Origin of the sequence: Myroides sp. LoEW2-1, from assembly GCF_009767705.1 — a bacterium.
In the GTDB taxonomy this organism is placed as follows: Bacteria; Bacteroidota; Bacteroidia; order Flavobacteriales; family Flavobacteriaceae; genus Flavobacterium; species Flavobacterium album_A.
Genome location: NZ_WSPP01000032.1, coordinates 1 through 12,557, shown reverse-complemented (window position 1 = coordinate 12,557; position 12,557 = coordinate 1). Strand labels below are relative to the sequence as shown.

Annotated in this window: 12 protein-coding genes; 10 read left to right on the top strand and 2 right to left on the bottom strand. The window is 34.1% G+C overall.

Going from position 1 to position 12,557, the window contains the following annotated elements:
- Positions 1 to 88 precede the first annotated feature (88 nt).
- The 3 genes from GOQ24_RS02900 to GOQ24_RS02890 are packed head-to-tail and all read left to right on the top strand — an operon-like array spanning position 89 to position 2,793.
- A complete protein-coding gene (locus GOQ24_RS02900; RefSeq protein ID WP_160339065.1) occupies positions 89 to 1,102 on the top strand; it encodes a hypothetical protein in 1,014 nt (337 codons plus the stop codon).
- Between the two features lie 52 nt (positions 1,103 to 1,154).
- Positions 1,155 to 1,952 carry a hypothetical protein gene (locus GOQ24_RS02895; protein ID WP_155091126.1) on the top strand — a complete coding sequence of 266 codons (798 nt, stop codon included), beginning with the start codon at positions 1,155 to 1,157 and terminating at the stop codon, positions 1,950 to 1,952.
- A 28-nt stretch (positions 1,953 to 1,980) separates the two neighbouring features.
- Positions 1,981 to 2,793 (top strand): hypothetical protein, encoded by an 813-nt coding sequence (locus GOQ24_RS02890; protein WP_155091127.1) that lies wholly within the window; start codon positions 1,981 to 1,983, stop codon positions 2,791 to 2,793.
- Between the two features lie 90 nt (positions 2,794 to 2,883).
- Here GOQ24_RS02890 and GOQ24_RS02885 read toward each other — a convergent pair whose 3' ends face one another.
- Positions 2,884 to 3,699, bottom strand: coding sequence for a helix-turn-helix domain-containing protein (locus GOQ24_RS02885; RefSeq protein WP_160339064.1), 816 nt, complete (start codon positions 3,697 to 3,699; stop codon positions 2,884 to 2,886).
- Positions 3,700 to 3,892: 193 nt separating this feature from the next.
- Here GOQ24_RS02885 and GOQ24_RS02880 point away from each other — a divergent pair, with 193 nt between their 5' ends.
- The 4 genes from GOQ24_RS02880 (at position 3,893) to GOQ24_RS02865 (ending at position 8,860) form a co-directional block, all read left to right on the top strand.
- Positions 3,893 to 4,444 (top strand): GNAT family N-acetyltransferase, encoded by a 552-nt coding sequence (locus tag GOQ24_RS02880; protein ID WP_155091129.1) that lies wholly within the window; start codon positions 3,893 to 3,895, stop codon positions 4,442 to 4,444.
- A gap of 265 nt (positions 4,445 to 4,709) precedes the next feature.
- Complete coding sequence (locus GOQ24_RS02875) at positions 4,710 to 5,687, top strand: pyruvate dehydrogenase complex E1 component subunit beta (protein WP_155091130.1); 978 nt, start codon at positions 4,710 to 4,712, stop codon at positions 5,685 to 5,687.
- Positions 5,688 to 5,761: 74 nt separating this feature from the next.
- A complete protein-coding gene (locus GOQ24_RS02870; RefSeq protein WP_160339063.1) occupies positions 5,762 to 8,251 on the top strand; it encodes a DUF5686 and carboxypeptidase-like regulatory domain-containing protein in 2,490 nt (829 codons plus the stop codon).
- Between the two features lie 81 nt (positions 8,252 to 8,332).
- Positions 8,333 to 8,860: an inorganic diphosphatase gene (locus GOQ24_RS02865; protein ID WP_155091132.1), complete on the top strand. Its 528-nt coding sequence runs from the start codon at positions 8,333 to 8,335 to the stop codon at positions 8,858 to 8,860.
- Positions 8,861 to 8,910: 50 nt separating this feature from the next.
- On the opposite strand, the gene GOQ24_RS02860 is transcribed toward GOQ24_RS02865, so the two are convergent.
- Entirely contained in the window at positions 8,911 to 9,396 is a 486-nt protein-coding gene (locus GOQ24_RS02860) for a DinB family protein (protein ID WP_155091133.1), read from the bottom strand.
- 277 nt (positions 9,397 to 9,673) lie between these two features.
- On the opposite strand from GOQ24_RS02860, the gene GOQ24_RS02855 reads away from it, so the two are divergent.
- The 3 genes from GOQ24_RS02855 to ubiE all read left to right on the top strand — a co-directional run.
- Complete coding sequence (locus GOQ24_RS02855) at positions 9,674 to 11,143, top strand: alanine/glycine:cation symporter family protein (protein ID WP_155091134.1); 1,470 nt, start codon at positions 9,674 to 9,676, stop codon at positions 11,141 to 11,143.
- Between the two features lie 47 nt (positions 11,144 to 11,190).
- Positions 11,191 to 11,754: a GNAT family N-acetyltransferase gene (locus GOQ24_RS02850; RefSeq protein ID WP_155091135.1), complete on the top strand. Its 564-nt coding sequence runs from the start codon at positions 11,191 to 11,193 to the stop codon at positions 11,752 to 11,754.
- A 118-nt stretch (positions 11,755 to 11,872) separates the two neighbouring features.
- A partial coding sequence (ubiE, locus tag GOQ24_RS02845; RefSeq protein ID WP_160339062.1) for a bifunctional demethylmenaquinone methyltransferase/2-methoxy-6-polyprenyl-1,4-benzoquinol methylase UbiE occupies positions 11,873 to 12,557 on the top strand: 685 nt, incomplete at its 3' end.

Genomic DNA, 12,557 nt, shown 5'->3' with positions numbered 1-12,557 from the left:
GAATACTACTTCCTTATTATTCACTAAGTACAAGTATAGAAAACCATAAGCTTAAAAAAATAATATAAACCAACCAACATTAAACATTATGAAAAATTTATTTACCCTATCAAGCTTATTTGCTGTGATTTTTTTGTTTCTATCCTGTTCAAGTGATGACAATGAAACAACTATTCCTGCAGACAAACAGAAGTTGACTTTAACTGCTGATCACGAAACTACCACTATTGGTACAACCGTTAAATTCACTGTCAAACTTAACGATCAAATTATCACTGACGCCCTTGTTAAACAAAAAGACGGAGAAACGCTTACTTCAGGGGAATGGAAGCCCGAAGCTGCTGGTACTTTTACATTTGTAGCCCAAAAACAAGGATTTGAGAACAGCAATGAAATTTCTATTGTTGTCACAAAAGAAAAGACACAACTCATACTTACAGCGAATAAAACAACTGTTGAAAATGGGGAAGAAGTTTTATTCACAGTAACAGCTGAAGAAGAAGGAATATCTGATTTTACTTTAGAAATCTTAAACAAAGAAAAAATAAACAGCAATAAGTGGATTCCAACTGAAGAAGGAACTTTTCAAGTTATTGCAAGCAAAGAAGGATTTATCGATAGTACTCCTTTAGAGATAATTGTTACAGAAAAAGTAGATGCGGAAGCAAAAGGAGAAGGCAGCTTCACTTATATAGGTGCAACCTATACAATTAACTGTAGCAAGTTAATACTACAGGGAATATCTTCGAGTAGCAACCCTACTGCAACATGGATATTACAATCGAAAGACCTTGAAAAGAACATTAGTGTTTACACTTTCTTTGCTACACCTGCAGCTGAGGGCAAAGATGGAAACTACACATTTGAAATGCCAACAACTAAAAATATATCAAGACTAATGCTTACAGTAATAGATGAAACTACGCAGTCTGTGATAGATCTTGCCGTAATGGGTATCGAAGTTGAAGCACAGTTTGGCGCTATCAATGTAAACAATATAGTTCCTGGTAATATAAAAATAGCAATAGAAGACTTAGGTGGTGAACCATTTGAATTAAATTACAAAGGAACACACAACTACGAAAGAACAGTACACGAATAAAAAACAAAAAATGATTAATAAGTAAATAACTACTTACTTAAATGAAACATCTATGAAAATTTTAAAATATATAGCAAGCTTGAGTATCTTGTGTTTCTTAGCTACATCATGTAGTAGCGACGATAACAAAGACACAGATAAGAAAGAGCCAAAGTTACATTTAACGGCATCTTCAAATGAGATAACTGTTGATCAAGACATTACCTTTAGCATTTTCGCAGATGGCAAACCCGTAAATGACGCAATCATAACACTTGCCGATGGGGAACAAATTGCCAATAACAAATGGACAGCTGTAAAAGCCGGAATATTTTACTTCACTGCAAGTAAAAAAGGTTTTCAAACCAGTGAGAGAATCTCCATTACAGTGAAAGAAAAAGAGAAGGAAGAAGAAAAAGAACCAGAAGTAAAAGGAGAAGGAACCTTTACCTACAAAGGTAAAACCTATACCATAGACAAGAGTACACTTTCTTTTGAAGGGAAATTCAAATCTGACGATAACTCTTTTGAGGCAGGATGGATTATAGATTCGGTAAACAACGAAAGTGGATTATCTGTACTTTCAATATGTTTCACCCCCATTATCACAACAGCTGAAGGTAAAGAAATGTACCAATTGCCAAACGAAACTAATATAACCTCTACAATGCTATCTATATTCCAAGATGCCTCAGAGATATATTACACTCGAACGAATGTCACTATAAAAGCAAAATTAGAGCAAACAAAATACGAAGAAATTGCTTCAGGATACATCAAAACGACTTGTACAAATGTCAATCAAGAAGATTTTTCATTAGAATACAGAGGGTTACATCACTTACACTTGCAAAATTGGACTGATTCATAAAAGTAAACACCTTTATAGAACTAATATTATGAAATATTTACAAAAAACCATTGCTCTATTAAGTGGATTCGCATTGGCAACTGTCCTATTCTCTTGCAGTAGTGATGACAGTGATACAACAGCGGCCCCAGTAGTCAATCCACCGTTAAAGGAGCTTAAGCTTTCAGTAAACTTCGATACGATATACATAGGCGAAGAAATATACTTTAAAACTATAAATAGTGAAGGTCAGGATATTGAAGCGGAGGTGCTAACAGCTGAGGGAACCGTTCTTAAAAACAATAAGTGGACTCCGACAGAAGCAGGACAATATAAATTTATAGCTAAAAAAGAAGGCTATAAAAACAGTAACGAAGTAAGAGTCGAAGTGCTTTCCCTTCCTGATGATAAAACACAAGGCAAAGGAACTTTTATATTCAAAGGTAAGACTTACGAAATACAAGAAAGTCATCTTTCCTTGCAAGGTATGTATCAGGACAAGACCAGCACAAAACAAATGGCAGGGTGGATACTTTCATCCATTAACAACGATGAAAAAATAGCTGCTCTTTCTATTTTCTTCACTCCAGCACACCTTATCCAAGGAGATAAATACTCTTTCGAATTACCTAAAAAAGATAATATTCTACAGACCTCATTGCGCGTACACCATTTAGAAACATTTGAAATATACGGGTACACAAGACAAGATGTAGAAATAAACCTAAACTTAGGAGATCCAAATGAAAAGAACATGATCTCTGGCAAGGTAGTAACCAAGTGTCAATCGCTGCAAGGTGAACCTTTCTCATTAGAGTACGAAGGTCAAAGTCGAATTGATTTAGATTTGTGGGATTATTAAATATTAATGCAAATTACGAAGACAGCTTCTACTTGAGAGATAACTCTCAAGAGAAGCTTCTTTTTTTTAGCTAAAGTCACATTCGTTAATCTACTTCTTTCTAAACTCTAAAGGGTTCAAATTAGTCTCCCTTTTAAAAAACCTCCCTAAATAAGATGGATCTACAAAATTCATTTCATCAGCGATTTGACTAACACTCAAATCTGTATTCGCTAAATAATGCTTGATATTTAAAACAACTTGACGATTTATAAGCTCTTTGGGGCTATAGTGGAGAAACTCCTTTGATATTTGAGAGAGATAATAGGGTGTAATAGATAATTTATCAGCATAGAAAGACACCTCCCTATACTCCTTAGAATATTGTGTAATCAAATCCCAAAATTTCCAACAGAGTTCTTCTTGACGGCTGTAATTTTTCTCAATGACAAATTCATTAAAACATACCCATTCAGTCATAATTAAGAATAAACTTTGAAATTGATTGCAGATAATTTTCTCTGCTTTGAGATTAGGCAATTGAATACAATACAAAAACAAATCTCTCCAAATGGCAAAAGCGCGTTTCTTTTCACTGTCCAAATACATAACAGGATTGTAGTGTAAGTAACCAAACAGCTCATTAGGCAAAACATAGGCTATATTTGAAGCAAAATCTCTTTCTACAAAATAATACGCTATGACCACATCGTCACTGGGATTGGAAAGAGAAACAATATTATCTTCTCCCCCCACCACAACACCCCCTTCATAAAGAGAAAAATTTTTAAAATCAATATTGAAATCTACCTCACCCTTTTCCACATAGAAGACTGCCAAATAAGGTAACACCAAGGGATAATTAGACAAATCGTCACTTGTCAGCTGGCCAACCTCTACACCGTACGAACACTTAATAGTTTGCATAAATCTTTTAAAAAACTTTCTATTATCACACAATTATAATAAAAAAACACTCTGAATAAGCAATATAGTTTTCAAAATTACATTTTCTTCTCAAATAAACCTATACAAGAAATGAACACCTCCTCCTACATTTGCCTCAGATAATTTATAACAACTTCGAACGTAAAAGTTAAGAAGTACAAAACAGATTAAAATGAAAATAGAAACAGAAAGACTGATACTACGTCCGTGGTTAGAGTCAGATGCTGAGAGCTTATACCTATATGCTCAAGACGAAAATGTAGGCCCACCAGCAGGTTGGCCAGCACACAAAAGTGTAGACGAAAGTAGAGAAATAATCAAAAAGGAGTTTGCGTATCCTGAAATCTACGCGGTTGCATTAAAAGAAACAAATGAAGCCATTGGCTGTATTGGATTGCTAATTGGCGAGAATAGCAACTTTGACATCTCCAATCACGAAGCAGAAGTAGCTTATTGGGTGGGTGTTCCACATTGGGGAAAAGGATATATTCCAGAGGCGTTAAAAGCACTGATTAGACACGCTTTTACAAGCTTAAAGATGACTGACTTGTGGTGTGGATTCTATGAGGGAAACATTAAATCACTTCGCGCCCAAGCCAAATGTGGGTTTACATTTGCTTATAAATCACCCAATAGATATGACAAATACTTCAAAGATGATCGAATCGAAGTAGTGACAAGGTTAAAATACGAGGAATGGTTACAAATGGAATCTCAAATGTAAAAGAATACCGCAGAACCAAATTAAAAGCGACACTATCCATTCAAAAACATACTGAAAACCATTATCGAAAAATAATACTTAAGGCAGGGAAATAAGTAGTCAAAATGAATAAAAAACAGATAGATAGTGAAAATAATAAAACAATACCTTCTAAAAGAAATGAATAAGTCTTAAAATATACAAAACAATAGATTAGATACGATAGATAAAGATATTTTTTTATACTTTTGCTTTCAGTAAATTAATTACGGAAAATAGTAAAATTATGAGAACGATTCAATTTAGAGAGGCGGTATGTGAAGCCATGAGCGAAGAAATGCGTCGCGACGAATCAATATATTTAATAGGTGAAGAAGTAGCAGAATATAATGGTGCTTATAAAGCTTCTAAAGGTATGTTGGACGAATTCGGTCCTAAACGTGTAATTGATGCTCCGATTGCAGAATTAGGTTTTGCTGGTATTGCTGTAGGTTCTGCCATGAACGGAAACCGTCCAATTGTTGAGTTTATGACATTCAACTTCTCTTTAGTAGGAATCGACCAAATCATAAACAACGCGGCTAAGATGCGTCAAATGTCAGGAGGTCAATTCAACATTCCAATTGTATTCCGTGGACCGACTGCTTCTGCAGGTCAATTAGGTGCTACACACTCACAAGCTTTTGAAAACTGGTATGCAAACGTACCTGGATTAAAAGTAGTAGTTCCATCTAACCCATACGATGCAAAAGGTTTACTAAAATCTGCTATTCGCGATAACGATCCTGTAATCTTTATGGAGTCTGAGCAAATGTATGGAGATAAAGGAGAAGTTCCAGAAGGAGAATACACTATTCCATTAGGAGTTGCAGAGATTAAAAGAGAAGGTAAAGATGTTACTATAGTTTCATTTGGAAAAATCATTAAAGAAGCATACAAAGCTGCTGATGAATTAGAAAAAGAAGGTATATCTTGTGAAATCATTGATTTACGTACAGTTCGTCCTTTAGATCAAGAAGCTATATTAAACTCTGTAAAGAAAACAAATCGCTTAGTAATCTTAGAAGAAGCTTGGCCATTTGGAAGTATTTCTTCAGAAATCACTTATTTAGTACAAGAACAAGCATTTGATCATTTAGATGCTCCTATACAAAGAATTACTACTGCTGACACTCCTGCACCATACTCACCAGTATTGTTGGAAGAGTGGTTACCAAACGCTAACGACGTTGTAAATGCAGTGAAAAAAGTTCTTTATAAGTAAAAAATAAAGTATATTTGAATACTCCATCTTAACATTAGTTAAGATGGAGTGTTTTTTTTATATATATTGTAGTTATGAAAAATAAAATCCAGTTTCTGTTACTATTTATACTATTTCCTTTAATTACTTGGGGACAAACCAAGGTAAGTGGAAAAATCATTGATAGTAATAATCAAGAAGTCCCATATGCCAGCGTTTACTTCAAAAACTCTACTGAAGGAGTAGTCGCAAACGAATACGGTAAATTTTACCTTGAATCTGCAAAATCATACACTACGTTAGTCATTTCATTTGTTGGATATAAAACACTTGAGATTCCTTTGACAGAACGAACTAATCTCAATATGAATGTGGTACTTGAACTCGATAACTTATTGGGAGAAGTAAAAATATTCGTAGGTAAAACATCAAAGAAGAACAATCCAGCGATCGATATTCTCAGAAAAATTTGGGAGCGAAAACGAAAAAATGGTCTGAATATGTTCGCCCGTTATGAATATGACAAATACGAAAAAATAGAGTTTGACTTAAATAGTATAGACAGTGCTTATCAAAATAAAAAGTTATTCCGCGGTATGGAGTTTATTTTTAAGCAAATGGATACTTCTAAGGTAACTGGAAAAACCTATTTACCGATTTTCATCAATGAGAACATTGCTCAAGTCTATGGTGATAATGACAACAACAGAAAAAGAGAAAAGTCGCTGGGTAATAAAAACTCTGGATTTGACACAAATCAACACATCATTGCCTTCGTAAAAGACCTTTACGCAGAATACAATATCTATAACAATTACATCAAAATATTTGACAAAGATTTCGTTAGCCCACTATCGAGAACAGGGATTAATGTATATAACTATGTTTTAGCTGATAGTGCCTTTATAGAAGACAAATGGTGTTATAATATTGTTTACTATCCTCGTAGAAAAGGAGAATTAACCTTTAAGGGGGATTTTTGGGTGAATGACTCCACTTTTGCTATTAAGAAAATAGCAATGGAAGCCAGTAAAGATGCCAACATTAACTGGGTAAAAGATATTTACATAGAACAAGAGTTTGAAGTGGTAAATGACTCGGTATTCTTATTGACAAGAGATCACTTTATGTCCGACTTTGCACTTTCAAAAAAAGAGAGTTCCAAAGGTGTTTATGGAAAGAGAACCTCAATCTACAAAAACCACAAGTTTGATATAAAACATCCTGATGAGTTCTATGCAGAAAAAGTAAACTACTTCGATGAGTCGATGTATAAAAGAGATGATGAGTTTTGGAAATCCTATCGTTTTGAACCTTTGAGTAAAGATGAGCTTGGTGTCTACAAAATGTTAGATACTTTAAAAACTGTACCAAAATTCAGAATGCTATTTGACTTGACTTCTACCATTATCGGAAACTACTACCATATTGACAAGTACAAATTTGATTATGGTCCCATCTTTTCAACCTTTGGATACAATGATATAGAAGGGTTAAGACTTAGAACTGGAGGGCGTACCTATTATGGTCCAAACGATAAATGGCGATTAGAAGGTTATGGTGCTTATGGCTTCAAAGACAATCAATTCAAATATGGTGTTAGTGGACGTGTGCTACTTGACAACGATACCCGATTGATTCTATATGGAGGAAATAGACGAGATATCGAACAAATAGGTGTTAGTTTAACCGAATCTAAAGATGTCTTGGGCCGAAGTTTTGCATCCAGCTCTCTATTTGCAAGTGGAGATAATACGAAACTTACCAAAATCAATTTATCTACTTTAGGGTTAGAAATTGAGCCTGTTAAGAATTTAAAATTCGAAACGACCTTTAGTTTCAAAACACTAAGAGCAGCATCAGATCAGTTTAACTTAGATTACTATGTCGATAAAGAAAACAACATTATAGCAGATGAAACCAAGCAATCTGAAATAATGGCATCGATTGAATATACCCCTGGTAGAAAAACAGTAGGCTATGGAGTTGACAGAACTGATATAGACAATAAATACTTAAGATTATACTTGCGCTATACTCAAGGGCTTAAAGGGGTCTTAGATAGTGATTTTAAATATGAGAAACTTCAATTGTATGTAAGTAAGCCTTTACTATTAGGTGGTTTTGGTACATTAACACCTATATTGGAAGTAGGTAAAACATTTGGAGAAGTACCTTTGGGGCTTTTAAATGTTGTACCTGGAAACCAATCGTGGTTTAATATTCAAAATACGTTTGCCAACCTAAATTACTATGAGTTTGTAACTGATGAATATGCATCACTACACTTAGAGCACAATTTTGGGGGAAGATTATTCTCGCGTATTCCTTGGTTGAGAGATTTTAACCTTCGTGAAATAGTTGGAGTTAGAGGGATGTATGGAAAAATATCTCAAGGAAATATCGACTTAAATGCTTCAAGTATTCAATACAAAGCACCAGAAGACATATATTATGAATATTATTTTGCTATCGGTAACATTTTCAAAATATTCAGACTTGACTTTAGCTGGAGAGGAAACTATTTAGATATGCCTGACTCACGTAAATTTGCTGTAAGAGGTTCATTCGCAATTTATTTCTAATAATTATCTTAAAACTTGTTAGAAACAATGATTTAGAGTACTTTTGCAACCAATTTTGAATGAGTTAAAAAAATAAAAGATATGAGTACATTTGAAACTTTTGATGCTTTTGTTGAAATTCCAGCAGGGAGCAGAAATAAATACGAGTATGACTTCGATTTAAAACGCTTGAGATTTGATAGATTGTTATATTCAAACATGAGATATCCAGCTGATTACGGTTTTATTCCAGAAACATTAGCATTAGACGGAGATCCATTAGACGTATTAGTTATGTTCACTGAACCTTCATTACCAGGAATGGTGGTTGAAGTAAAACCAATAGGTGTTTTCTATATGGCTGATGATAAAGGTCAAGATGAAAAAATCTTATGTGTTCCTGTTTCAGATCCATTAATGAACAAGTTAAACGACATTAATGATGTAAACGAACATTTCAAAAAAGAAATTGAACATTTCTTTAAAGTTTATAAAGACTTAGAGAATAAAAAAGTTACTACTGACGGATTTGGAGATAAAGCAGCAGCAGTTAAATTAATTCAAGAGTGTAAAGATCGCTTTGACAACCTTGAAAATAAAGCTGAAGGTTTATTTAGCATCCGCTACTAATAAAATATTATTGTAAAAGAGCCACTCAATGAGTGGCTCTTTTTTTATATCTACTCTAAATATCTTTCTAATAGCACGTCGATATGATGCAGTGTATGCCCGTAATTAAGCCTACCTATCTCTTCTACCGTAATAACGTAATCTGCTACTTTATTCTGTAATGCTAAAGCATTTGTTGTAAAACCTTTAAATTGATAATAAACACTCTTTAGCAGTGTAATATATTCCTCTATTAAGTCCTGTGGCTCTTTATTCTCTCCTTTGGCTTGATCAACATACTCATTCTCATCAAATCCACTTAAAACACTGTTATCTTGACGAGCAATATGCAAAGCGCGATAACTGAAAATACGTTCACAATCTATCAAATGCTGTACTAACTCTTTTACAGTCCACTTCCCCTCTGCATAAGCATAATCCCACTTGTGTTGCTGACTCACCTTCTCAAAGGTCTCTAAGACAATAGTAATGCGCATTAATAAGATCTCCTCTAATGACATTCCCTCAGAACGCCTAATGTAATCTATGTGTGACATAAGCTTTTAGTTTATCTATTTCTGTCTGTTCAAAGCTAAATATTTCTGTCAATATTCAACCGATTTTCTTACATACCTAAAAGAGAATACTACATCAATAGAAGTCTATTTGTATCGTAAATATTAGCAAGAATCATTTTAAATTTAAAAAAAGACAATATCAACAGGACTCAATACTTAAAATTTCCTTAAATTCCACAAATCTAAAAATGAGTACATCTTAGCTTAATACAAAAAGAGGTGTTCTCCACACACAACAAAAAGCACAAACAACACAATGGAAGAAATCATCAAACTACTAAATGACCTAATCTGGTCAAATGTTTTTATTGCCTTATGCCTCATTGCAGGTTTATTCTTTAGTATACGCACCAAATTTGTACAAGTTCGCTTCTTTAGGCATATGATCAAATTGCTGTTTACAGAAGGTTCCTCTGATAAAGGAGTAAGTCCTTTTCAAGCATTCAGTATAGCAATTGCAGGACGAGTGGGTGTAGGAAATATAGTAGGTGTAGCGACAGCCATTGCAGCTGGAGGTCCAGGAGCCATTTTTTGGATGTGGATGATTGCCTTTCTCGGAAGTGCATCAGCATTCATAGAATCGACTTTAGCGCAAATATATAAAGTCGAAAAGAACGGTCAATACTGTGGGGGTCCTGCATTCTACATCGAAAGAGGGATAAAGAGTAAAGCTTTTGCCTTGACATTTTCAATCATCACTATAATCAGTTGTTCACTTTTCCTACCGAGTATTCAAAGCAACAGTATTTCTATTAGCATCCAACATGCTTTTGATATTCCTCAATGGATCACCGGTATTTTTATCTGTATATTTTTAGCACTAACGGTTTTTGGAGGTGCAAAAAAGATAGGTCGTATCGCACAAGTAATTGTCCCTTTTATGGCAGTTGCATATATCGCAATGGCCATAGTAATCATAGGAATAAACATACAAGAAGTACCCCATATCTTTGGTTTAATATTTCGTTCAGCTTTCAATATGGAAGCAACCTTTGGAGGAGTATTTGGAGCAGCAATCGCGATGGGTGTAAAAAGAGGTATATACTCAAATGAAGCAGGTCAAGGAACAGCGCCTCATGCTGCAGCTGCATCTGAAACATCGCATCCTGTCAAACAGGGATTAGTACAAGCTTTCTCTGTTTACATAGACACCCTTTTTGTCTGTACAGCTACAGCTCTGATGATTTTATTTACCAATCAATACAATGTAGCTGACGGTATGGGTGGTTTTATTATAGAGAATATCCCAGGAGTCGAGCCAGGATCTGAATATACAGTAAATGCCATTGCTACGCAATTCCCCTTATTTGCAAGTAAGTTTGTAGCTATTGCGCTAACTTTCTTTGCGATAACGACAACTATGTCCTACATCTTCATTGCTGAGTCCAATTTCGAATACTTAAGTAAAAAGAAAAACTTGGTATTAAGATGGGCAATGCGTCTGATTATTTTAGTTTTCGTCTACTACGCTTCTATAAGTGAACCGAGCAAAGCATGGGACATTGGAGATATAGGTGTTGGAGCTATGGCTTGGATTAATATAATTGCAATTCTACTGCTATACAAACCAGCTTTAAGGGCTCTTAACGACTATATAAAACAAAGAAAAGAAGGTAAAGACCCTATTTTTGACCCTAAAGAAATTGGCATCGAAAACGCAAGTGAGGTATGGGATAAGGTCATCAAAGAAAGAGAATGGCAAGAGAAACAAAAATTAAGAGAATAAATTCTCGTTACTTTAGTACATTTGCCTATGAATTAAATTAATAGGAAATGCAATACAAAATAAGAGCAGCTAAAAGAGAAGACTATGATGTAGTACCTGAATTAATGTTACAAGCAATGGAAGATATTGTTTTTAGCTTTATTCAAAAACAAGACATCGAAGAAGCAATCAACTTTCTAACTATTCTTTTCAAAAAGCCAAATAACTTATATAGTTATGAAAATACTTTTGTAGCTGTAGATGAAGATGACAATGTAGTCGGGTCTGTAACAGGATATAATGGCGATGATTTTTATAAGTTAAGAGAGCCTGTTTTAGAATTAATGAAAAAACAATACAACAACGATATGACTCCAGAACCTGAAACAGAAGGCAGTGAATTTTACCTAGACACTGTAGCTGTATCGCCTATAGTACAAGGCAAAGGAGTAGGAAGTCATTTACTTAAGTTTGCAGTTGACTTTGCTAAAGAAAAAGGATTTAAACAAGTTGGCTTAATAGTCGATTTGGAGAATCCAGGGGCGATGAAACTGTACACAAGGTTAGGCTTCAAACAAGGCAAAGCATTGGATTTTGTAGGAGGAGAATACTATCATATGTATGTAGATTAACAATATAAAAAGTCTTAGTTAAACTAAGACTTTTTTATTTTATCCCCGTAAAATTAATCCTACTAACGAAACCCTGTATTTGTCTTTAAATAATTATATTTGCTCAAAATTCATTACAATGTCAAAAGAAATAACTCCATATAAAGAATCTAACTTAGGAAAGAAACAACAAGTAGAACAGATGTTTGATAACATCTCAGGGAACTATGATAACCTAAACCGAATGATTTCCTTAGGAACAGATCAAGGATGGAGACGTAAAGTTTTGAAGATGGTGGCGGATACGAAACCAGAAAGTATCTTAGATATTGCTACTGGTACAGGTGATTTAGCCATTTTATTATCAAAATCCGATGCAACTAAAATTACAGGATTAGATTTATCTGCAGGAATGTTAGAAGTTGGAAGACAAAAGGTAAAAGCATTGAATCTACAAGATAGAATAGAAATGATTCAAGGAGATTCTGAAAACTTGCCCTTTGCAGATAATTCATTTGATGCAATTACAGTAGGGTTTGGTATTCGAAATTTTGAAGATTTAGAAAAAGGATTATCGGAAATACTTAGGGTTTTAAAGCCTGGAGGGATATTCGTTATTTTAGAAACTTCTGTGCCTACTAAATTTCCTTTTAAGCAAGGGTATTTCTTTTATACTCAAAATATATTACCTTTCATGGGTAAATTATTTTCTAAAGACCAAAAAGCTTATAAATATTTATCTGATTCAGCTAAAAATTTCCCTTTTGGAGAAGCTTTAAACAATATTTTAAGAAAAGTTGGGTTTAAAGAAGTAAAACACAATC